Source organism: Micromonospora echinaurantiaca, from assembly GCF_900090235.1.
GTDB classification, from domain to species: Bacteria; Actinomycetota; Actinomycetes; order Mycobacteriales; family Micromonosporaceae; genus Micromonospora; species Micromonospora echinaurantiaca.
On record NZ_LT607750.1, the window covers coordinates 3,056,005 to 3,076,884 of the forward strand.

20 protein-coding genes and 2 pseudogenes are annotated in these 20,880 nt (G+C 69.0%); 11 read left to right on the forward strand and 11 right to left on the reverse strand.

What is annotated here, in order from left to right; genetic code table 11:
* Positions 1-30 precede the first annotated feature (30 nt).
* A complete protein-coding gene (locus tag GA0070609_RS13990; RefSeq protein ID WP_088994212.1) occupies positions 31-885 on the forward strand; it encodes a glycerophosphodiester phosphodiesterase in 855 nt (284 codons plus the stop codon).
* Between the two features lie 165 nt (positions 886-1,050).
* On the opposite strand, the gene GA0070609_RS13995 is transcribed toward GA0070609_RS13990, so the two are convergent.
* Positions 1,051-1,791 (reverse strand): uroporphyrinogen-III synthase, encoded by a 741-nt coding sequence (locus GA0070609_RS13995; RefSeq protein ID WP_088994213.1) that lies wholly within the window; start codon positions 1,789-1,791, stop codon positions 1,051-1,053.
* A 246-nt stretch (positions 1,792-2,037) separates the two neighbouring features.
* On the opposite strand from GA0070609_RS13995, the gene GA0070609_RS14005 reads away from it, so the two are divergent.
* On the forward strand, positions 2,038-2,235 hold the full coding sequence (locus GA0070609_RS14005; RefSeq protein WP_269459295.1) for a glycerophosphodiester phosphodiesterase: 198 nt from the start codon (positions 2,038-2,040) through the stop codon (positions 2,233-2,235).
* Positions 2,236-2,243: 8 nt separating this feature from the next.
* On the opposite strand, the gene GA0070609_RS14010 is transcribed toward GA0070609_RS14005, so the two are convergent.
* From GA0070609_RS14010 to GA0070609_RS14025, 4 genes are all read right to left on the reverse strand, one after another.
* Positions 2,244-3,653 (reverse strand): ABC transporter substrate-binding protein, encoded by a 1,410-nt coding sequence (locus GA0070609_RS14010; RefSeq protein ID WP_088994216.1) that lies wholly within the window; start codon positions 3,651-3,653, stop codon positions 2,244-2,246.
* 19 nt (positions 3,654-3,672) lie between these two features.
* Complete coding sequence (locus GA0070609_RS14015; protein WP_088994217.1) at positions 3,673-4,503, reverse strand: carbohydrate ABC transporter permease; 831 nt, start codon at positions 4,501-4,503, stop codon at positions 3,673-3,675.
* The gene (locus tag GA0070609_RS14020; protein WP_197700287.1) at positions 4,500-5,339 is read right to left on the reverse strand and encodes a carbohydrate ABC transporter permease; all 840 of its coding nucleotides are present in this window, start codon (positions 5,337-5,339) and stop codon (positions 4,500-4,502) included. The genes GA0070609_RS14015 and GA0070609_RS14020 overlap by 4 nt, the downstream gene beginning before the upstream one ends.
* A gap of 543 nt (positions 5,340-5,882) precedes the next feature.
* Positions 5,883-6,197 carry a hypothetical protein gene (locus GA0070609_RS14025; RefSeq protein WP_088994219.1) on the reverse strand — a complete coding sequence of 105 codons (315 nt, stop codon included), beginning with the start codon at positions 6,195-6,197 and terminating at the stop codon, positions 5,883-5,885.
* Positions 6,198-6,484: 287 nt separating this feature from the next.
* Here GA0070609_RS14025 and GA0070609_RS14030 point away from each other — a divergent pair, with 287 nt between their 5' ends.
* From GA0070609_RS14030 to GA0070609_RS14045, 4 genes are all read left to right on the forward strand, one after another.
* Positions 6,485-6,694, forward strand: a complete 210-nt coding sequence (locus GA0070609_RS14030; protein WP_157748147.1) for a hypothetical protein — start codon at positions 6,485-6,487, stop codon at positions 6,692-6,694.
* Positions 6,695-6,917: 223 nt separating this feature from the next.
* On the forward strand, positions 6,918-8,066 hold the full coding sequence (locus tag GA0070609_RS14035) for a restriction endonuclease (protein WP_088994221.1): 1,149 nt from the start codon (positions 6,918-6,920) through the stop codon (positions 8,064-8,066).
* A 325-nt stretch (positions 8,067-8,391) separates the two neighbouring features.
* Complete coding sequence (locus GA0070609_RS14040; RefSeq protein ID WP_088994222.1) at positions 8,392-8,910, forward strand: ATP-binding protein; 519 nt, start codon at positions 8,392-8,394, stop codon at positions 8,908-8,910.
* The gene (locus GA0070609_RS14045) at positions 8,907-9,233 is read left to right on the forward strand and encodes an STAS domain-containing protein (protein WP_157748148.1); all 327 of its coding nucleotides are present in this window, start codon (positions 8,907-8,909) and stop codon (positions 9,231-9,233) included. The genes GA0070609_RS14040 and GA0070609_RS14045 overlap by 4 nt, the downstream gene beginning before the upstream one ends.
* Positions 9,234-9,497: 264 nt before the next feature.
* Here GA0070609_RS14045 and GA0070609_RS14050 read toward each other — a convergent pair whose 3' ends face one another.
* From GA0070609_RS14050 to GA0070609_RS33175, 4 genes are all read right to left on the reverse strand, one after another.
* Positions 9,498-11,051, reverse strand: a complete 1,554-nt coding sequence (locus GA0070609_RS14050; RefSeq protein ID WP_157748149.1) for a hypothetical protein — start codon at positions 11,049-11,051, stop codon at positions 9,498-9,500.
* Positions 11,052-11,352: 301 nt separating this feature from the next.
* Positions 11,353-11,667, reverse strand: coding sequence for a hypothetical protein (locus tag GA0070609_RS14055; protein ID WP_088994225.1), 315 nt, complete (start codon positions 11,665-11,667; stop codon positions 11,353-11,355).
* 562 nt (positions 11,668-12,229) lie between these two features.
* Positions 12,230-12,382: a hypothetical protein gene (locus GA0070609_RS33170; protein WP_157748150.1), complete on the reverse strand. Its 153-nt coding sequence runs from the start codon at positions 12,380-12,382 to the stop codon at positions 12,230-12,232.
* Between the two features lie 93 nt (positions 12,383-12,475).
* Positions 12,476-12,628 carry a hypothetical protein gene (locus GA0070609_RS33175; protein WP_157748151.1) on the reverse strand — a complete coding sequence of 51 codons (153 nt, stop codon included), beginning with the start codon at positions 12,626-12,628 and terminating at the stop codon, positions 12,476-12,478.
* Between the two features lie 504 nt (positions 12,629-13,132).
* Here GA0070609_RS33175 and GA0070609_RS14060 point away from each other — a divergent pair.
* Positions 13,133-14,209: a glycosyltransferase family 2 protein gene (locus tag GA0070609_RS14060; RefSeq protein WP_088994226.1), complete on the forward strand. Its 1,077-nt coding sequence runs from the start codon at positions 13,133-13,135 to the stop codon at positions 14,207-14,209.
* Complete coding sequence (locus GA0070609_RS33180) at positions 14,194-14,397, forward strand: hypothetical protein (protein ID WP_197700288.1); 204 nt, start codon at positions 14,194-14,196, stop codon at positions 14,395-14,397. The genes GA0070609_RS14060 and GA0070609_RS33180 overlap by 16 nt, the downstream gene beginning before the upstream one ends.
* 102 nt (positions 14,398-14,499) lie before the next feature.
* Here the strand turns inward: GA0070609_RS33180 and GA0070609_RS33185 are convergent, their stop codons facing one another.
* Positions 14,500-14,679: a hypothetical protein gene (locus GA0070609_RS33185; protein WP_157748152.1), complete on the reverse strand. Its 180-nt coding sequence runs from the start codon at positions 14,677-14,679 to the stop codon at positions 14,500-14,502.
* 423 nt (positions 14,680-15,102) lie between these two features.
* Positions 15,103-15,388: pseudogene (locus GA0070609_RS35325) on the reverse strand (IS110 family transposase); the annotation flags it as partial.
* Positions 15,389-15,741: 353 nt separating this feature from the next.
* Here GA0070609_RS35325 and GA0070609_RS33610 point away from each other — a divergent pair.
* The 3 genes and pseudogenes from GA0070609_RS33610 to GA0070609_RS14085 all read left to right on the forward strand — a co-directional run.
* Positions 15,742-16,270, forward strand: a pseudogene (locus tag GA0070609_RS33610) (vitamin K epoxide reductase family protein); the annotation flags it as partial.
* Between the two features lie 553 nt (positions 16,271-16,823).
* Positions 16,824-18,155 (forward strand): SWIM zinc finger family protein, encoded by a 1,332-nt coding sequence (locus GA0070609_RS14080; RefSeq protein WP_172899337.1) that lies wholly within the window; start codon positions 16,824-16,826, stop codon positions 18,153-18,155.
* Positions 18,148-20,829: a DUF6493 family protein gene (locus tag GA0070609_RS14085; RefSeq protein WP_157748154.1), complete on the forward strand. Its 2,682-nt coding sequence runs from the start codon at positions 18,148-18,150 to the stop codon at positions 20,827-20,829. Before GA0070609_RS14080 ends, GA0070609_RS14085 begins: the two co-directional genes overlap by 8 nt.
* The last annotated feature ends 51 nt before the right edge of the window (positions 20,830-20,880 follow it).

Here is a 20,880-nt window from a genome sequence, read left to right on the forward strand (position 1 = left end):
CACCGTCGCCCCTTTTTTCGGAGTTCCTGAATGAGTACGAGTCCGTCATCGAGGCGGGGCGCCGCGACGTACGCGCACCGGGGATCGTCCGGCATGGCGCCGGAGAACACTGCGGCCGCCTTTGAGCTCGCGATCGCCGAGGGCGCCGACTACATCGAGACCGACGTGCAGCTCAGCGCCGACGGCGAGCTGGTGATCATCCACGACGTGACCCTGGAGCGCACCACCGACGCACGGCTGGCGTTTCCGGACCGCGCACCCTGGAACGTGCACGACTTCACCCTGGCCGAGCTGAGGAAACTCGACGTCGGGGCGTGGTACGGCGGCGATTTCACCGGCCAGCAGATCCTCACCCTCGACGAGGTGCTCGACCTGCTCGGGTACCGGGTCGGCCTGAACCTGGAGCTGAAGTCGCCGGCGGTGAATCCCGGGCTGGCGCGGGCGGTCGTCGCCCGGCTGCGCGGGCGGCGCGACTGGGTCGCACCGGATGGCCGGAGACAGCCGCTGATCGTCGGGTCCTTCGACGAGCAGGCCCTGCGGGACTTCCACACGCAGCTGCCCGATGTCCCGGTCTCGCTGATCACCTACGACGTGCCGGCGGCCGGGAAGCTGGCCGACCTCGACGGGTGGATCTACTCGGTCAACCCGGACATCCACCGGCTCCGGCGCAATGACGCGGCCCGTGTCATCGAGGCGGGCATGGCCCTGGTGCCGTGGACGGTCAACTCGCCGGAGCTGTGGCAGTGGGCCCTGAACCTCGGCGTCGACGGCATCATCACCAACTACCCGTACGCCCTGAAGACGATGCTGCACGGTCACGTCGACGACGAGGGGCCGACCCATCCGGAGCCGGCCCCTCGTCCCGAGGTGTCCCCTCGGCAGTGACGCTGTGGTCAGCTAACCGACTTGTTGTAACCCTGAGTTGGCTCACGGTGCCGCGCTCGTGAGACCCGCGTCGCGTTCACCTGCGGTGATACCTGCAGGTGGGGCTGTTTTCCCGCACTAACCGAATGAGTCAACTGGGTCTGACCGGCCAGCCGTCTGGCGGCCTCAGAGCCGCAGCAGCCCCGCGGCGAGCGACTCACGCAATCCGGCGGGCGGCTCCTGGTAGCCCTCGTCCCACAGCGCACCGGGAAAGCCGCCGGCCGCGAACGCAGTGTTGAGATCGTCGACGAACCAGATCGCGGGCCCCACCTTCCCGTCGATTCCGGGCCCGGGCAGGTCGATGCCGTAGGGCGCGTCGCCGCTGATGTTCGCCTTGTGGAGCTCGTCGGGCGCGTAGTCGAGCTGAAACGGGATGCCGGCGTCCCGGCGCGCGGTGTCCCTGAGGTACGCGGCGTACTCGGTCTCGTAGTAGGAGCGCGAGCCGCCCCGCTCGGCCCACTCGAGCTGCACCACCAACGGGTCCGCGAGCACGCTGGCGGGCCAACCCGGCAATTCCCCGACGAGCCACACATCGCCCACCTGCCGGATCCACGCGCTGACCGTCATCGGGAACGGCGCGAACGTCACCTCCAACCAGTCGGCCAGCGCGGGCGCGCCCGGCGACGGGGGAACGTGGGCGCGACACGGCGTCCCCTCGTCGTCGTTCTCCTGCGCACGGAAGCCCCGCGCCTGCAGCCGCTCAACGAGCGTCTCGACGTTCCTGCGGGCACGGTCGGCGAACTCGCGCGCCACCGCCTCGGCGTCCTCGCGGTACGGGGCGTCGAAGACCCGTAGGCCAAGACCGCGCAGGTCGCGCCATACGTCGTCGGGATCACCGGACACGTACCGCGCGTGGAAGCTCGCCACGGCCACCATCCTTGCAGAGAGCCACCAGCGCCGGCGGCGAGGTCTCGGTTGCCGACTCAGCTGGCGATCCGCAACGTCATCAAGCAGCCGCGGCCGCTGCGCTCGGCGACCATCGCGATCAATGGCACGACACAGACCTTCGCCCCGCCATCCCCGCCGAGAAGCAGGCCATCCTCAAGGATCCACGCCCGCAAAAGTCACGCACTAATCGGGGTGTCGGCTCCGGCGCGATGACGCGCCCGCGTCATCGAGGCGGGCATGGCCCTGGTGCCGTGGACGGTCGACTCGCCGGAGTTGTGGCAGTGGGCCCTGGACCTCGGCGTCGACGGCATCATCACCAACTACCCGTACGCCCTGAAGACGATGCTGCACGGTCACGTCGACGACGAGGGGCCGACCCATCCGGAGCCGGCCCCTCGTCCCGAGGTGTCCCCTCGTCGGTGACGCTGTGGTCAGCTAACCGACTTGTTGTAGCTGTCGATCGCGGCCTGCACGCTCGCCGCGGCGTCCTTCATGGCCTGGTCGGCCGGCTTGCTGCCGACGATCGCCGCCTCCAGGCCGTCCTCCGACGCCTTGCGCGCCTGCGGCATCACGCCGAGCAGGCAGCCGGCCGACGCGACCGACGGCGGCAGCGCGTGCAGCTGGTCGACGGCGGTCTTGAACTGGGGGTACTGCGCCACCCAGTCCTTGTCGATCTGCTCGTCGAGCGCCTTGGCGTTGACCGGCACGTACCCGGTGCCGGTGTGCCACTTGGCCTGCTGGGCCGGGGTCAGGGCGAACTTCACGAACTCCCAGGCGGCCCGCTTCTCCTTGTCGCTGTGCCCGACGCCGTTGATCCACAGCGAGGCGCCGCCGATGATCGGCCCGCCCGTCGAGGAGCTGCTCGCCTTCGGGTACGGCGCGGTGAGCACGGTGAACTTTCCCTTGGCCGCCTCGATGTAGCCGCGCATGGCGCCCGTGGATTCCAGGTGCATCGCCACCGTGCCGGCCTTGAAGGCGGCCTGGGCGTCGTCGGTCTTGCGGCCGGTGTTCGTCGCGTAGCCGCCCTTGACCAGGTCCGCCCACCACTGTGCGACGCGCACGCCGGTCTCCTGGTCGAACTGCACCTTCGTGGCGAGGCCCTTGCGGCCGTTGCCGTTGTCGCAGTACTCCTTGCCGTCCGTGGCGATCAGCTGCTCCACCAGCCAGCCGTAGATGGCGGCGCCGAAGCCGTACTGGACGGTCTTGCCGCCGGCGTCCTTGACGGTCAGCTTCTTCGCCATCTCCCCGATCTCGTCGAGGTTCTGCGGCGGCTTCGTCGGGTCGAGGCCGGCCCGGACGAAGGCCTCCTTGTTCAGGTACAGCAGCGGGGTGGACGTGTTGAACGGCATCGACTGGAGCTTGCCGTCGATCGAGTAGTAGTTGGCGATGTTCGGTTCGATGTCGCCCGCGTTGAAGTTGTCCTTGTCGATGAACTTGTGCATCGGCACGGTCTGCTTGGAGTCGACCATGAAGCGGGAGCCGATGTCGTAGATCTGTACCAGCGCCGGAGTGCTCTTCTGCTGCACCGACGCCTTGTACTTGGCGATGGTCTCGTCGTAGTTGCCCTGGTAGATGGGCTTGACCTCGACCTTGCCACCGCTCTGGGCGTTGAAGTCGGCGACCAGCTTGTCGATCGCCTCGGCGTTGGCGCCCTTCATCCCGTGCCAGAACTCGATGGTGGTCTTGTCGGTGGCCTTCTCGAGCACCTCCGCGCCGGGCGCCTCGAGCGCGTCCTTGCCGGAATCGGTGCCGGACCCGGAACCACCGCACGCGGTCAGCGCGGCGGCGGCTACCAGGGCGACGAATGCCGTCATTGCCCGGCGGGGCTTGGGTTGTCTCACAGGTTCTCCTCTTGACGAATTAACGCAGCGCGCCGGCGGTGAGGCCACGGACGATGTAGCGCTGGCCGAAGAGCACGACGGCCAGTGTGGGCAGCAGGGACAGCGCGACGCCGGCGAGGACGAGGCCCGGTTGCGCCGCCTCGGCGTCGTTGAGCTGGGAGATGCCGATCTGCAGTGTCTGGTACTCGGAGTCGCGGATCAGGATCAGCGGCCAGAAGTACTGGTTCCACGCGGAGAGGAAGACGTAGACCCCGACCGCCGCGATCGAGGGCTTGGACAGGGGCACGATGACCCGCCACAACAGGCGCCAGTGGCCGCACCCGTCGATCACCGCGGCGTCGCGCAGCTCGGTCGGGAACTGCAGGAAGGCCTGGCGCAGCAGGAACGTGCCGAACGCCGAGGCGAGGAAGGGCAGCACGAGACCGAGGTAGGCCAACCCGCCCCGCGCCAACCCCCACCCGGAGATGGCCAGGTAGTTGGGGATGATGATCGCTTCCCACGGCACCATGAGAGTGGCCAGGAACAGACCGAAGGTCGCCGCCTTCGCCGGCAGGCGAAGGAAGGCGAAGGCGTACGCGGCCAGGATGCTGGTGACGATCTGGGCCACCGTGATGGCCCCGGCCTGGACCGCCGAGTTGACGTAGAAGCGGCCGAGCGGCACCGAGCGGAAGACGTCGGTGATGTTCTGCCAGTAGAGCTCGTGCGGCACCAGCGCGGGCGGGTAGGTCGCCAGGTCACCGGGGCCCATCACGGCGCCGACGAAGCCGTAGTAGATGGGGAACAGGACCGGGATCAGGGCCAGGCCGAGCACGACGTAGACGGCGGCCTGCCCGAGACGGAACTTCTTCATCGATAGTGGACCCGCCGCTCGAGGATGCCGAACTGGACAGCCGTACAGCCGAGCATGACGATCAGCAGCACGACGGCCTGGGCGCTGGCTGATCCGAAGTCGGAGGACCCGAAGGCGAACGCCTTCTCGTAGATGGAGTAGACCAGGGTCGTCGTGGCCTGGTCGGGGCCGCCCTTGGTCAGGATGTGGATCTGTCCGAAGCTCTGCAACGCGTGGATCGTGGACACCACGACCAGGAAGAACAGTTGCGGGGAGAGCAGCGGCACGGTGATCCGGGACGCCAGCCGCCAGCCGGTCGCACCGTCCAGCCGCGCAGCCTCGACCACCTCAGGTGAGATCGCCGCGACGCCGGCGGAGAGCACGAGGACGTTGTAACCGAAGTTCATCCACACCGTCGCGGCGCAGACGGCGGGCAGCGCGATCGACGGATCGGTGAGCCAGTTGACCCGGTCGATCCCGAAGGATCCGAGCACCCCGTTCGCCACGCCGATCGCGGGATTGTAGATGACGGCGAAGACGACCGACGCGGTCGCGACCGAGAACGCGAACGGTAGCGCGAACGCGGTGCGCAGCACCCGTACGCCGCGGATGCGTGCCTCCAGCAGCAGCACCACGAAGAGCGCGCCCAGGACGGCCGGCACCACGGAGAGCAGCGTGAACAGGCCCGTGGTGGCCAGCACCTTGCCGAACTCGGCGGACAGCATCTCCCGGTAGTGCTCCGCGCCGACGTACACCGACGGCGCGCCGAAGAGGTCGTTACCGTGCACGGACAGGTACAGCGTCCGCCCCAGCGGCCAGAACACGAACAGCGCGAAGACCACGACGGACGGCAGCAACAGCAGCCACCCGAGGCCGGTTTCGAGGCGCGCTGGCTTCCCTCGCCGGGCGGTGGGGCGGGGGGAATCCGTGGTCGGTGCGTGGTCATCCGGTGGGGCGGTGACGGTGGGAGGGGGATGCACGGGCAGCACAGTACCAACGGCATCGACCGAAAGAAATCCTTCCATGCTGCACTCGGAGCTGGAAGTTCTTTCCAGGACTGGTGTTCTTCCCCACCCGTGGCCAGTGCGTCGTCACCCTCGGGTGTGGTCACGAGTCTCGAGCGGCAGGGGCGCCTTGCGGGGCCCGGCGATCTGCCACAAGGGCCGCAACGGGTGGACGCCGACCGGGCCGCGCCGGTCCCGACCTCAACTGACGGGAGCACCCGGCTATCCACCCGGGCGGCAGAGCTTCGCCCGCGGCTGCCCCTGGGGATGAGTTGTCGCCCCCGCGCCCGTCACACCTACGGCGTCGGTCAGTTCTCCAGCTCACCCGCGAACTGCGAGCACAGGCTGGCCTCTACGTATTCGCCACATCCGGAGCCTTGAGGGCCATCCACACGGTCAGTCGGCCAAGGCTGCGGCCGCCTGCTCCAGGTGGCGGGCGGCCGCGGTCAGCGCGAGGACGGCCCGGGTCGGCAGCAGGCCCGGGCGTGACCCCTGGCGCAGGAATTCGCGGGCCAGGGCGACGTGCCATTGCCAGTGCCAGTCCACCCTGCGCGGCTCCAGGTCGTCGAGACACAGGTATGTGGCGCGCTCGGTGACCAGCTTGAGAATGTAGGCGTCGGTGGGACTGCCGGGGTCGGGCTCAAGGCTTCCGGTGCAGTCGCACAGGCCGGTCGCGAAGCCGGCCTCAGCTGCGAGGCCCGACCAAAGCATCGACTCGATGCCCGGGCGGCGGACCTGCAGGACCAGGTCGACCAGCAGGCGGGTCGTGTCGGTCGCCCAGTGGTGGACGCCGTACTGGGAGGCGTCGATCAGCAGCGGATGGGGCTCGCCGACGGACTGCTTACCTGCTCTGCGGGCGCTACATCGGACAGCGCTCCGCCATCCGCTGGGCGTCGCGGTACATATCCGAGCAGCTCAGCCCGCGAGTGCCGGATGGCCTCGGCTGGTCGGCGTGGGTCGCGCGGAACCGCCGACCCGACCGCCTGATCGACTGGTACGTGCCAATGCTCATCTGCTTCCCCGGGGCGAGCCTGCTCGCGCTCTGCTGGACCCTGCGCCTCGTCTTCGTCCCGGGCCACCGCTCCGGCTGGGCCACGACCGGTCTGGTCATCGTCTGGCTGGCCGGGCTCTTCGCCGCGGCGGGATGCGGCTACCTCGTCAGCCGCGTCTTCCGCTACCGATCACCGGCGGCACCCTCGAACTCATAAGGAGAAGGGCCAACCGCCGGCGCGGGCGACCGCATCGCGCGAACGCTTGTGGTGGTAAATCGCCGCGTCCGCCTTCCTTAAGATCCGGTCCGCCTTGCCCGACAGCCCGCTGACCGCCCCAGTATTCGCTGCGGCCCTTTGAAAGATCCGGAGCAGGTCCCACGTGCCGCGGGAAGGGCCGACCGGCCACTGGCGTCGCGCGAGAGGCCTCCAGTAAGAAATAATGATGCGCACCCCGCCCTTGCTGTCGACCGATCCTCGAACCGCTCAATTGTTCAGGGAGTCCGGCTGCAAGGACATCCGCGACAGTCAGGCGGTCCTCGAGGCTCTAGGTCCGGCACAGCGTGTCACGGCCCTTGCGCGCGGACGGAGCGGCGGAGTCGCCGTTGCCGTCGTCGTGGCCGACGGCAGAGTGCTCGTCGTTTCGGTTGGGCTCCTCGCCTCCGCCGGTCCGCCGCCGCGGATCGTTCCGGCGGCATCGGTGAGGCTCGAGCTTTTGCAGCCACGCTTCGCGAAGCCTGGACACGGCACGGCCGTACTGCACACGCCCACCGACCAGGTGAAGGTCGAGGACGTGCCTCAGATCGCGCTGACACGATTGGCGCAGGTGCTGGCCGCCGAGGGTGCGCCGGCCGCGGAAGGAAGCGTTGGCGCTGGGGCGCCACTGGGCCAGACACCACCTCATGCGGCAATGGGTGGCGCGGATCCGTCTGGCCTCGGCCCACCCGCAGTGGACTGGAGGCAGGCCGAACAGCTGGCGGTGTGGCACCTGAGGCTGCTCGGTTATGCGGATGCCCGATGCACACAGGCGGGCGCCGACGCTGGGGTGGACGTCCTGGCGACGGGTGCCGTGGCGCAAGTGAAGCATTGGGCGCAACCTGTCGGTCAACCGCCACTTCGTGACCTCTTCGGAGTGGCCCAAGCCGCAGCCGCCAAGCCGTTCTTCTACAGCCTCAACGGCTATACCCCGCAAGCCCTCGAATGGGCTAACGCGACCAGTATGCCGCTTTTTACCTACAGCGCGGACGGGCGGGTTCTGGCGCAGAACAGCGCCGCACATACGCTGGCGCCCGGCAGCGCCCGGATCGGCGGCGGGAAACTGGGCTTCTTCGAGCAGGCACGAGCCGACAAGTACCGGCGCGAACTGGAGAAGCTGCGGCAGGACATCAACGACCTGACAGTGCTGATGCACAAGCGGACGCAGTCGCGACGTCCAGCGGTGCGTCGCAGTGCAGGGGAGGCAGGCGGTCTGCTCCTCAACGCGAGTCGCACCTTGGACGGTAGCGACGTGTTGCCGCCCGCCGACAGGCGCAGGGAAGACTTCCACCGGGCGGTGCGGGACGCCCTCAAGCTTGCGAGAAGGATGCTGTAGGCGGCAGCGCCAATGCGAGGGGTAAGGGTCCGGGAGCCGGCTCCAATGCCGGGATCAGCGGGCATCCTGCCCTGGCGGCCGCGCGAGAGGCGGCGGTTGGTTGCCCGGGCGGGTACTGCGGAGTGGTTCGGCCACGACGGCCTGCTCGCCGAGCAGGCCGGAAGACTCAGTGGTGGAGATGTGAGAGACCGATGGTGGCGTGGCCGCTGCCGGGACGGCGAGTATCAGTTTCGCAGTCGGGTGATCACCGGCGGGTGCCGTGAGCTGGGGATACTTGTCGGCGAGCAAGGGTCGCGGATCTTGCAGGGATAGGTAGCCTGCCAGCATGAGTGCGGACGTGTGGGGGCCCGAGCCGGCGGACCCGGCACGGCCACACCGTCGCGCGGTCACGACCCTGATGTCACAGCACTTCACCGGCGCGACTGTTACCGCGCTCCGACACGCGCTCGCCGCGAAGGTCTCCGCCGCGGGACTCGCCGGCGACCCCTGCTTCGACTTCGTTCTCGCCGCGCACGAACTGATCACCAACGCCGTCCGCCATGGCGGCGGCCACGGGCGCATCGAGTTACGCCGTGAAGAAGACACCCTCATCTGCGAGATCACCGACCAGGGCGAGACGACTGACAATCTGCCCGTGCGGCCACCGACGGCCGATGTGCCCGGCGGGCGGGGACTGTGGCTAGCCCACCAACTGACCGACGGGCTCATCCTCACCCACCGCCCCGACGGAGTGACCGCCACGGTCACCGTATGCTTGCAGCCATCGAGCGGCCCCAACATCAGCGCCGCATCGGCCGCACGACACAACGACGATCTCAGCAGCCCTGGGGAGGGCACCACATGATGAACCCCCAGCCAAGCTGGCAGCACCACGTTCACGTCGAGCCGGACCGCAGAATCGTCCAGCTCCGAGGAGAAATCGACGTCAACGGAGCGGCCCACCTCCTGGACCTCCTCACCCACACGATCAACGCAGCGCAGCGGGTCGACGTCGACATGGCAGCGGTCCAGTTCATCGACTCGACTGTCATCGGCGCACTGATCACCGCCCGCAACACCGCGACAGCGAGCGGGAGACAACTCGTCGTCACCAACCCCAGCAGAACCGCCCGTCGAGTCCTCGGCATCACCGGCGTACTCGACGCCCTCTCGCCCACCAGCACCTGACGGAACCTCACACCCGCACCGAGTAAACCCTCGATTCAGCGCCTGGTCGTCGCTACGAGTCGTCAACGACGAGTGAGCCGGCGCCGCGGCCGCCGTTGATAGTCACGGCGCTCGGGATAGCCAAATCCGAACTGCACCGCTTGAACGCGTCACCCCCCGGCCGTCACGGCCCGTCCGGGAACAACCTGCAGACGGAAGGGACGGACCGGGTTTGGTTGGCGCGGACGACTTCGGTCACCGTGAGCGTGTGGTCAGGCCGGCCCGTCAGGCCGGTGAGTCTGGCGGTGAAGACAACAGCCACTGTGCGGTCTGCCGGACGGCATCCGGCAGGTCGCCGCGTTGCCGCAGTTCCGCCAGCAGTTCGTAGTGTCGGTCTGTGCCGATTCCGTAGGCGATGCCATGCAGGATAGATTCGCCCGTGGCCGAGGGCCTCCGCAACCACGCCCCATGTTGCTCGGCGAGTATCCGACGCCAGACGTGGAGCGGATATACGCCAGCGCAATGGGGTGTGGCCCAGGCTGCGGCGTGGCGAAGGTCCGCGCTGGAACCGTCATGGATCAGTAGAGTCCGCATGAGCGGCCGGTGGATGTCGACACCGAACGTGGTCAACGTGCTCAACGCCGACGGAGCAATCTCCTCGACCCGGCGCGACAGGTCGCTGTGAAGCTGGGCCAGCAGTGCGGCGGCCACGGCGTCGCGGTATGGGGTCGCGGCTATGAGCATGGTGGCAGTCAGCCGCACATCTGGATTGGCATCGAACAGCGCCTTGCCGACGAGTTCCGCCAGCACGGCGTCTCGGCCGTGGCGATCGTCGGCCAGGCGGCACTGTGCCAGGTCGGCGATGCGCTGACTTACCGAGTGCGCACCCGGCGGATACTCCACCGCCCCGATGGCGGTCAGTGCGTCCGAGTGCGGCACCCAGCGGCGTCGCGGAAACGCTGACTGCCCAGCCATGCGGCGGTCGAGTAACGCCGCCACCTGGCTGAGTAGCGGCGCTGTCGCCGCATCAAGCGCCGGGTCGGCCACTGCCTGTTGGACGACACGGGCGAGCCAAAACTGCTCGTCGCTCGTGAAGTGACCATGGCGTACCTTGCGCACCGCAGCCAGCAGGCCGGCGTAGCGCGCGCGATCGCTGCTCGGATTCTCGATCTGTTGGAGGACGTACCTGTTTCCGTCCTTGTGCGCTACCACGTCGAGGAGCGAAACGGGCTCGATGACAGCCGGAGAAGAGCGGTCTTCGGCCAGGGCAACGCATGTCGCTACAACGTGGGAACGAGCGATCGGGTGCTCCAACAGGCGGCTGAGTGCCTCCTGCCGTTGCAGCCATGCGTTGTTCTCCGAGACCACGAGTTCACTCAGTACCTGCTCGGCGATCGCACACCACAGCCGCGGCGGATAGAGCACCAGTGCCGGTTGCCCGGCAATCAGCTCCGTCAGCCTGGCCCAGTCAGCTCCCGCCATCTCGCCGGGAGCAAGGACTCGGTCCAGGTATTGGTAGAGCAAGCGCTGGTCGTCGGACCGGCCGTCCGTGACTTCGAGGGGCCCGGCTGCTTCGCTGCGACGTATCGTGTCAGCAAGAACGACGAGGGACTGAGGAGACGCTTCCAGGAGCTGCTCGTATCGGCGGACTACTTCCCGGCTGGCGGTCGTGGTGCCCTGCTCCCACCGGGTGATCTGTGACGGCGCAAGTCCGGGCTCCGCGTCTGTTCGGAAAGCACGAGCGAAGTTTCGTGCCACCTGAAACTCGGAGTTCACCGCGAGCCGCCGGTTGGTCCGCAACAACCAGCCCACGTAGCGTGATCCGTTGGCGAAGGACACGTCCACACGGTGCACGACGACATTGATCGAATCAATATTTTGATTACTTCACTACAGGGAGCGTCGCTAATTTCGATCCTGAGCGCTTCGATCATCTTCAGGTCGGACCGTTCAAAGCTGCACCGGTGGGCTGTCACATCCTCCTGACAGCCCACCGGCCGGCTCGCGCGAAAGCGGCTATCCCTGCGTTTGCCGATCGCGAAGAGGTCCGAGGCCCTTCTGATCCCATGACACTGCGTCGATGGATCGGAACTGCCGCCAGCTCAGCGGTAAGGGATCCGCCTGGCCTCCGCCGGACCTGTCAGTTGTAGTACACGATGTATGAGTAGCTCGCGGACTGCGGCCAGGGGCAGGTCGTGTCGACGTGACCCGGCCCGGTGATGATTCCACTGGAAGCGGTGCTTCCCCAGGAGCAGGCGGTCTTCAACTGCCACTTCCGGGGGCCGGGAACCGAGTTCTCCGTGCAGTCACCCCAGCCGTGGTTGCCACCCCACGTACCAGCAGAGCAGACCACCTTCGCTTCCGCGGCGGAGCCGAGCCCGAGTACGGAGGTGGCCGTCGTTGCGGCGGCGATCGTCAGGACGCTCAGAGCACGCCGCATTGAGAAGTTCGACATGTGGGATCCTTTCAACTTGGGATTTGCTTGGCGGGCGATTGCGCCTAGATCGGCAGAGGTCAACTCACAGGGCCGAGTCATGTGTGGTTCTCATCTTTGGAACTCCTCGCATGCGGAGGAGCCCGCGGCGAGCAGAAGCCGCTTGTACGGTCTGCCGAGATATCAGTCACAGCCGCCCCTCCCTATCTCTCCGATAGCGCCCGCACCTTCATCACGTCACAACGTATGGATTGGGGCGGGCAGGTAGGGCACTGGTTGCAGCGAAATCGGGGGATGCAATGGGCCAACGACGGGCACCAAACGGATCGTGTTCCGGCCGTAAGAGCGTGTCTCAGGTGGCGGTGGGCTGACCTTGGTGGTAGATCATGTCTACTGTGGACGAGCGTGTGGTTCACCAGTGGGTGTCTGATGAGTTGTGGGAGCTGGTCGCCCCGTTGATCCCGCCGCCGCCTCGACGTCCGCAGGGTGGTGGCGCACCGCGTCGAGGCTCGGGCGGTGTTCGCCGCGACCGTGTACACGTTGACGACCGGCTGCGCGATCGCCGCCTCGACAGTGGCGTCGATCATCTCGTCTCGCCCTGCTCGGTCGCGCTGTCGGTGGCCAACTGACCCAGCAGCGCGGAGAGTTTTCCCTGAACCTCGATCACCTTGCGGGCCTTGTTCAGCTCGGCCCGTAGCCGCTCGTTCTCGGCGCGCAGCCGGACGGCCTCCCGCACGGCGGGGTTGATCTTCGGCCGACCTGCGGGCTTGGCCAGAGCCTCCCGCGTCCCCGCGTCACGCTGATGCTTGCACGCCGCGATCAACGACGTCTACAGGCCTTCACGACGCAGCAACGCGCCCTTGCCGGGCTTGTCCAGGGTCTCGTACTCGGCCAGGATCCGCACCTTGTAGACGGCGGTGTACGTCCTGGTCCGGGGCTTGGCCGGCACCTCAGGGTCAGGTACCGGTTCGTGCGTTGTCACAGGGGTAGTGGTTCCTTGCTCGCCCTCACAGGGTCAACGTTTCAGCAGGTTAACCTGCCTCTTCCCAGGCTGACACAGAGGGGACGCTCGTTGAGATCACTTCATCGACTCTTGGGCGTACTTGACTGCCGTTCAGTGCACGCGTCTGGCCCCATCCCGCTCCCGATCCTCCTGCCCGGCCTGCAGTCTGGCCGAGACCTGAACGCTCTGTCGCCGGCGACTGAGTAAGGTGCCGCCGCCCTGTCGACTGATTGAGTGTTCCGAAATTCCGCCGTTCGGTCATTTCTGCCGGCCCTCCGTGCGCCTGAAACGACTGAACTGGATGTGATCGAGGCTCACTCGCGATTGAGGGTCACTTTCGTCATTGTGTCTCGTTAATGCGAACGGGACAGCGTTGCTCGTTCGCATCTTGCGGCCGCACCGACCCCACAACGGACGTGACATGTTCAGCGACAGAAACGGGACTTGCTCGGAGATGCCGACGACTTCACGGGCGGGCGCCGCATGAGCGTCTACTGGCGCACCCGGGTGGTCGTGGTGGTGCCCGCCTACAACGAGGCGGCCACCATCGCGAACACCATCCGCGCCCTCCTCGCGCAGACCCGTCCCGTGGACCGGCTGATCGTCGTACCGAACAACTGCTCTGACGACACCGCCAAGGTCGCATGGGCGGCCGGGGCCGAGGTGTGGGAGATGCCCGGCCCGAATCCGCACAAGAAGGCGGGCGCCCTGAACTGGGCCATCAACCTGTTGCTGCCGCAGTTGGACGACCGTGACATGCTGCTGGTGACGGACGCGGACAGCATCCTGGCCCCCGGTGCCGTCACCGCCGGGATCCGCGAGCTCGGGCGCCGCGGCGTCGGCGCGGTTTGCGCCGACTACCGACTGGGCCGGCAGCCGCGGCTGTTGGACATTCTCCAGGGCAACGAGTACGCCCGGTTCTCCCGCTGGATCTGGCGCAAGGGCGGCAAGGCAATCGTCCTGTCCGGGGTGGCCACCCTGTTCCCCGTCCCGGTGGTCCGGCGGATCATGGCCGCTCGCGCCAGCGGTGACCTGCCCGGCTACCCGGGCGAGTTCTACCACCGCGATCCGGCTACTGAGGACATCGAGATGACCTTCGCAGTCCAGTCCATGGGCTACCGGCCCCGGGTCGCGCCCGGATTCGACGCGATCACCGACTCCATGCCCACCGTCCAAGCCCTCATCACCCAGCGGGTGCGCTGGCAGCGCGGCATGCTCGACTCGCTACGCCTGTACGGCCTTCGCTGGTGGAACGTCGGCAACTGGCTGCGCCAGCTCGGTATCTACACCAGCTCGCTACTCGTCCCGCTCTACGTGATCACCCTGATCGTGAGCTGGTTTCTGATGGGTTTCGTCGCGTGGGACCCCCGCTGGCTCCCGATCACCGCCGTGTTCGTGCTGGAGCGGGTCGTCACCGTTCGCCGGCAGGGCTGGTGGGCACTCCTCACCGCAGCCGCGCTGCTCCCCGAGTGGTGCTACGAGCAAGTCCGGTCGTTCGCCTACTGGCGAGCCCTTGCCCAGACCGTGTGCGGAACCGACCGCGTATGGATCAACTCCTGAGAAGAAAGGCACTCATCATGTACAACCGCGGATGCGCCGCTGCCGCCGCCGGCTGCTCGGCCACCCTGCCCACCACCGGTGTGAGCATTACCTGGTCGCTCGTGGCCGGCGTGACGCTCCTGATCGCCGGCATGGCCCTGCTCCGGCTCGCCCCGCGCATCGGGCGCCGCCGACTCAAGGCCCGCTGATTTCCTATCGGGGGATCGATTGTCAAGCCGCGTGCTGGCTTGACGCTCCGTGACGGTGTCGCGGAGGATCGGTGTGGGAAAAGCTCGCCTCGTTGCTGCGCTTCAAGCGCTTCGTTGATCATGCCCCGTGAGGACTTGGTGAGGGGTCTTCCCCGCCCTGCTCTTGTTGCTGCGCCGCCGGCGGCGCACGTCCTCGGTCACGGTCCAGCGCTCGGCGATGATGTGCCTGGCCTGCTCCGGAGTGACCGGTGTGCCGTCGGTGTCGCAGATGACGTACGGCATGCCGCGGCGCATCACCGTCCGGAGCCGCTCGGCGAGGCGGGCCCCCACGACGCAGCAGGCCCTTGAGGTGGTCGGCGCCCCGTTCGACCATCTGCTGGTGGTATACCCGGGCACGCTGGGGTCCTGTCTGCGGGCCCAATCCGCGGCCCTTGTCAGGGTGGCCCGGGCCAGCCGGACTACCTGGGCGGGTCATCTCCCGCGCGAAGAAAGACGCCGCCGCCTTCAAGATCCCGTTTGCGCGGGCGCAACTCGGCGTTCTCACGCTCCAACTCGGCGATGCGCTGCCGTCGGCGCACAGCACCGCGTCCGTCAGGTCGAACAACGCGTCAGCCCGGGCAGTCAAGCACTCGTAGAACCCTCGCCGGAACCTCGCCAACTTCCCAGACGGCATCAGCCGGACCACAGTCAAGCACACTGGTCACCAGTCTTGTTCTCCCCGGCGAACGCGGCGGCCATGTGGAACGCAACCGTGCCGGAGACGTAGCGAACCTGAACCTGCCGCCGCCACAGCAGGTCAGCAGCAGCGCGGACAGGCCGCTGGTGACGTCGACTGCCCAGCGGACCGGTCGCCCGACGGCGGAGACTTCGACCATGACGGTGAGCAGGGCGGTCTCGTCATGGCGACCCGGCGGGAGTAGACCAATCGGCCGTCACCGTCGACCGCGGCCACGTGGTGGTAGGTCTTGCCGATGTCCACGCCGATCCACAGCCTCGCCGCCGTCGCGTTCCCCTTCGTCTGATCGGTTTTCTCGGATGGCCCTCGTCTGCGGGTCCGGGATTGCCGGCGCCTTCAAGCGATGCGATCAAGGTCGCAGATCTCCGTCAGCGGTCTACCGAATCTCACAGACGATGAAGCGGCGGGCGGCATCTCCTACCGTCAGCCAACCCATCTCGGCGAGACACACGCAGCCATACCCACCGCTTCCCGGGCATCAGGGTCCACGGCTACCGGGCCGCGCCCGTTCAACCAGCCGGACGCTCGAGGCGGGTGTGGGTGGCACCTCCAAGGTCGGCCATAGGCGCGGCGAAACACACGAGACGGACCCCGAGCCCGGTGCCGGGCTGTCCGACCGCCTCGTCGGATGGGTCCTCACCATCGGCGGGCTCGTCGGCGCCCTCGCGGCGTTCGTCCTGATCATCGAGAAGATGGCCCTGCTCAAGAACCTGGCCTACGTCCCGAGCTGCTCCATCAACCCCGTCTGTCCTGCGGCTCCATCATGACCACCAGCCAGGCCGAGGTGTTCGGCTTCGCCAACCCGCTCATCGGCCTGGCCACCTTCCCCGTCGTGGCCGCCACCGGCGCCGCCGTCCTGGCAAGGGCCTGGCTGCCCCGCTGGTGGTGGCTCGCCCTGCAGACCGGCACCGTGTTCGGCATCGGGTTCGTGCACTGGCTGTTCTTCCAAAGCCTCTACCGCATCGGCGCGCTCTGCCCGTACTGCATGGTCGTCTGGGTCGTGATGATCGTTCTGTTTCCCTACACCACTCTGCACAACCTCCACCGCAGCCGCATCCCTGCACCCGCACACTCACCGACACCTTGGTACGCGTCCACACCGCCATCCCGACACTCTGGCTACTGATCCTCGCCTCAACCTTTCAGGCGGAGCCGACAGGCGTGCGTTTACCGGCCCACACGAGTCATCCCGCTACCGCGGCAGCTATCTCGTGGTTGTTCCGTACCGAGACGATCAGATTCCACACCCCGCAAACCGAACACGAGCTTGCCGCGAATCGACAGTCCCGCCCTTCACCGAACGTGATCCAGGGCTCACCGATGACCGAACGATCCGGTCTGCTGATCTTCAGCAAGCGAGCACCGCAACGCCGCGACCTGCGCCCGACCGAAGAAGTAAAGAAGCTGCAGGTCACCAGCCTGCGGACACGGGCGGAGCGTCGGGTTAGGAAGCGGTTGCACCAACGCGTCCAGCCCGGGCCGGTGGTTCGAGCCGGAGCGAGGTGGAAGCCGAGGAAATGTCGTACGGCTCGGGTTAGCTGCCGCGTACCGCTCGCCGTGCGGAGCCGGGGCATCGTCGATGCGTTGTGGGCGGGCGGAGGACAGCGCGGGTTGCGCGGTGCGTGGCACCATTCCCGGACGCCGCGCGGGGGGGCCCAGAGAGGATCGAGCATTGAGTGCGAGCCCGTCCGTGGTGGATACCAGGATCTACCGGCACGCGTCGGGCGTGGTCGGCGACACCGTTGCCCTTGCCACGTCGGCGCCGGACCGGGTCGACGAGCAGACCTTCTTCGCCGGTTTCGTGCGTACGCCCCGGGTGGTGGCCGGCGGGCTGCTGGCACTGGCCGACATCGCAGCCGCCGACTTCCGGCCGGTACGTAGTCCGGGCGGGCGCGATCCGGTGGTCACCGGCGACGGCGAACGGCTGCGGTTCGAGGCGCTGTCGACCTGCGGCGGCGTGTACGGGCGCCTGGACCTGGCCGGAGAGGAACTGGACGGCGCGCCGGTGGGTCAGGGCGTGACCAACGTGGACATCAACCCCGAGTTGTACACCGCGCTGACCCGCGTCGGGGCCGGGGACCCGGTGCGACTGGCGGTCGGCGAGGACGAGCTCGCCGTGTCGACGCTCGACGGGCGCGTCGTCGAGAAGCGGGTGCCCCTGCCGCAACGGTGGCTGCGCGGGCTGGCCGAGGTGTCGGCGCACGCGCTGCCGATGGACCCGCTGCTGGAGCTCCGCCCGGGCCGCGCGGTCGCGCTGCTGGCCGAGGTGTCGGCGCGTACCGGCCGGCGGACGCGGTGGTTGATGCCGGCCGCGACCGGGTGGCGCTCCACGAGCCGACCGGATCGCGGCGCGATCTGCGCGGCGGACGGCTACCGCCTGTCGGTGCTGCGTCCGCTGCTTCCCCTCGCGCGCACCGTCACCCTCTACGCGCCGCCGGTCAGCGGCGCGCCGACCCAGGTGAGCGGCTGGGTGCTCGACTTCGGCACGGCCCGGTTCACGCTGCTGCTGTCGACCGCCGTGCAGCACGGCTTCGCCGGGGACGGTCAACTGCTGGCCGACCTCGGAGCCGGGTCCGCCGCCGACACCGACGCCGACGCGTTGAGCGCCCTGCTGGTCAGCGACCCGGTCGTCGACCGGTCGTCGGTCGCCGAGCGGATGGGCTGGGACGGTCGACGGGCCACCGCCGCCCTCGCCGCGCTCGCCACGGCGGGCCAGGTGGGCTACGACATCGCGGCGGCGGCGTCGTTCCACCGGCCGCTGCCCTACCGGGCCGATGTCGTGGCCGCGCTGCATCCGCGGCTGGCGGCGGCGCGGGCGCTGGGGGCGGCGGGCGGGGTGATGTCGACGGCCGCCGGCGTGGAGGTGACCTCCGGCGGTTCGACCTATCTCGTGCACCGGCGCGGCGCCGGGTACGCCTGCACCTGCGCCTGGTGGGCCGAGCATCAGGGCCTACGCGGGCCGTGCAAGCACGTCGTGGCAGCGATGCTCAGCGAGAAGAAGGGAGTGACGCACGGTGCGTGACGGATGGCCCGAGGTGTGCGCGCTGATCGACGAGGCCGACTTCGACGCGCTCGGGGAGACGCTCGCGGGTCTGGACGCCGCCGGGCGGGCCACCCTGCTGCCGACGCTGGAGGCGCACACGCCGACCCGTGCCGAGCCGAAGCCGGTCGTGCTGCCCCCACCCGAGCCCGAGCCGGAGCCGGAGCTGCCCACGTCCGGCACGTTCGGTTTCGCGTTCATGACCGCTCCCGGGGAGGAGATTCCCCGCGACCTCGCCGGCATCCGGGCGCTCATGGCCCGCCAGCGGTCGCAGCGGCAGGAACGCCAGCGCGGCTTCGAGCAGCAGCGACTGGAGTGGCGGGCCACGCACGAGGCCAGAGAGCTGAACGAGCGCCGCCACACGGTCCTCGCCATGGCCGTGCTCGCCTGCGCTCCCACCGTCGCTGACGCGGTGAAGCGGTTGTACCGGCCGTGGTCCGCGGGCCCGTCGCTGCGGGTGGCACCCGAGATGGTGCCCGGCCTGCTCCGGGCGCGCGGCGCCGACTGGGGTGCCAGCCTGGCCCGACAGCTGCTGCGCCGGTCCGGCTCGCGGATCCGAGGGGCCGCTCACTGGCCGTTCACCGAGGCGCTCATGCGGGCCGTGGGTACCGGGCCGCCGGACACGTCCGCGGCCGTGGCGCAGTACGTGGGGATGCGGCGGGGCAACCCGTCGCTGGCCGCTGCCCTGGCCGCCGACCCGTGGCTCGACCACGTGGTGCCGTACCTCTTCGACGACGACCGGGTGGCCGCCGCCTTCGCGACCGGCGTCGCCAGCCGGGACTGGCCTCCGGCCCTGCTCGAGCTGGCCGCCAGCGGCCGGATCGACCGGCGGGTGCTCATCGCGGGGTGCCTGCGCCGGTTGCGGGCCGGCGGGCGGAAGGGGCTGCTCCAGCCGTACCTCGATCTGCTCAAGCAGCTGGCACCGACCCTCGACGAGTTGGCCGGGCACCGGCAGGAGCTGATCGGCCTGCTGACCGCACCGATGTCGACGGTCGCGAACCTCGCGTACACCGGGCTGCGCGACCTGCACCGGGTGTCCGCGCTGGATCCGGCGGCCCTGCTGGAGATCACTCAGAGCATGCTGTCCCGCCAGGAGAAGACGCTGGTGCGGGCACATCTGAAGTGGCTACGGACGTTTCCGGTCGAGCCGCTGCTGGACGGGCTGGTGGTCGGGCTGTTCCATCCGGTGCCCGAACTCGCCGACGCCACCCTCGATCTGATCGAGCGAGGGCTGCCGACGCTGTCGGCGGAGGGCCGGAACCGGCTGCGCGACGAACTGCCGGCGCTCGACGGCGCGGTCGCGCGCCGGCTGGCCGGGCTGCTCGGCGCCGCGCCGCCCGCTCCCGCCGCCGTTGCGCCGCGCGTCGCGGAGCCGCCGGCGGAGATGCCACCGCCGCTGGATCTCGGCGCGCTCGCCGGCGAGTTGGCGATCGTGTTCCGCAAGGGCAACGACGATCCCGTCCGGTACGAGCTGCTGCTCGACGGGCTGGTGCGGGCGGCGCGAGGCGACCGCGCCGCTGCCGAGCGGGTGCTGAGGCCGATGGTCCCGCAGTGGACCGGACCGTGGCCGGCCGTGGTCGCCGCCGCCACCGGCAACTACGTGTCGGCTGAGACGCCGCACCGGTGGGCGGAGCCGCATCCGGTGACGCGCTTCCTGGAACGCCGGGTCACCGAACTCGCCGAACGGCTCCTCAAGGAGCCGCCGCCGGCGCTGTTGGCCACGCCGGCCACCGTCGCCGGGCACGTCGATCCCGCTCGGGTGCTCGACCTGCTCCGCACGGCCGAGGACGACGGCTGGCAGCCGGGCCACGCCGACCTGACACAGGCCATCCTGCGGCTGCCGCGCGAGGTCAACGAGGTCGTCCACGCCGGCGCGCGGCGTCTGGCCTCCCCCGCCGGGCGCCGGTTCGCCGCGGCGCTGACCACCCGGGTCGAGCCGCGCACCTGGGTGGAGGAGGTCGGCCACCAGCCGTACCGGACCGGTCGGCGAATCGCGATTCTGGACCCGACCGGCCTGCCGGCCGAACTCGCCGAGCCGCTCGACGCGGTCCAGCGGATCAACCACATCGGGTGGACCGGCGGCCTGCCGCTGTGGCCGATGATCGCGCCGTCGCACCGGGAGGTCATGGCCGCGCACCTCCAGCCGTTCGTCGCCGCGGCGGTGGAGCGGGGCACCATCCCCACCGGGATCCTCAGCGGTCTCGCCACCGCCGACGGCCCACCCGGCCCGGCGATGTGGTCGACGATGGCGTACGCGCTCGCCAACCATCGGCAACCCGTACGGTTGGCGGCCGGCGACGCGCTCATCACCCTCGCTGCCCGGCCGGACTGGGACAGCGCCGGGATCGGGTCAGAGATCGGCGCCCTCGCCGCTGCCGGTCGGATCGTGCTGCAGCGGGTCGTCCCGCCGCTGACCGAGGTGCTCAGGGCCGGTGCCCGCGAGGCGGTCTGGCAGGTGACGTCGGCGGCGCTGCCGATGCTGCTGCCCGCCGGAGCCCGGCCAGCCCTGGCCGACCTGGTCACCCTCGCTGCCGACGCCGCACCCGGCAACCGCCCGGTCGACGTGCCGGGCCTGGCCGCGCTCGCCGCCGATCCCCGGCGAAACCGGCTCACCGAGGCCGCCCGACGCTTCACCGCCCGCACCGCCGGCACCTGATTCGTGCCCTGGCACCGGCTTCGACACACCGCCCTGACGCCGGCACGGACG

Coding starts and splice junctions, on each gene's coding strand:
- GA0070609_RS13990 (WP_088994212.1), top strand. CDS start 31: ATGAGTACGAGTCCGTCATCGAGGCGGGGCGCCGCGACGTACGCGCAC.
- GA0070609_RS14015 (WP_088994217.1), bottom strand. CDS start 4,503: ATGAAGAAGTTCCGTCTCGGGCAGGCCGCCGTCTACGTCGTGCTCGGC.
- GA0070609_RS14025 (WP_088994219.1), bottom strand. CDS start 6,197: ATGCTTTGGTCGGGCCTCGCAGCTGAGGCCGGCTTCGCGACCGGCCTG.
- GA0070609_RS14035 (WP_088994221.1), top strand. CDS start 6,918: ATGATGCGCACCCCGCCCTTGCTGTCGACCGATCCTCGAACCGCTCAA.
- GA0070609_RS14040 (WP_088994222.1), top strand. CDS start 8,392: ATGAGTGCGGACGTGTGGGGGCCCGAGCCGGCGGACCCGGCACGGCCA.
- GA0070609_RS14045 (WP_157748148.1), top strand. CDS start 8,907: ATGATGAACCCCCAGCCAAGCTGGCAGCACCACGTTCACGTCGAGCCG.
- GA0070609_RS14055 (WP_088994225.1), bottom strand. CDS start 11,667: ATGTCGAACTTCTCAATGCGGCGTGCTCTGAGCGTCCTGACGATCGCC.
- GA0070609_RS14060 (WP_088994226.1), top strand. CDS start 13,133: ATGAGCGTCTACTGGCGCACCCGGGTGGTCGTGGTGGTGCCCGCCTAC.
- GA0070609_RS33180 (WP_197700288.1), top strand. CDS start 14,194: ATGGATCAACTCCTGAGAAGAAAGGCACTCATCATGTACAACCGCGGA.
- GA0070609_RS33185 (WP_157748152.1), bottom strand. CDS start 14,679: ATGCCGTACGTCATCTGCGACACCGACGGCACACCGGTCACTCCGGAG.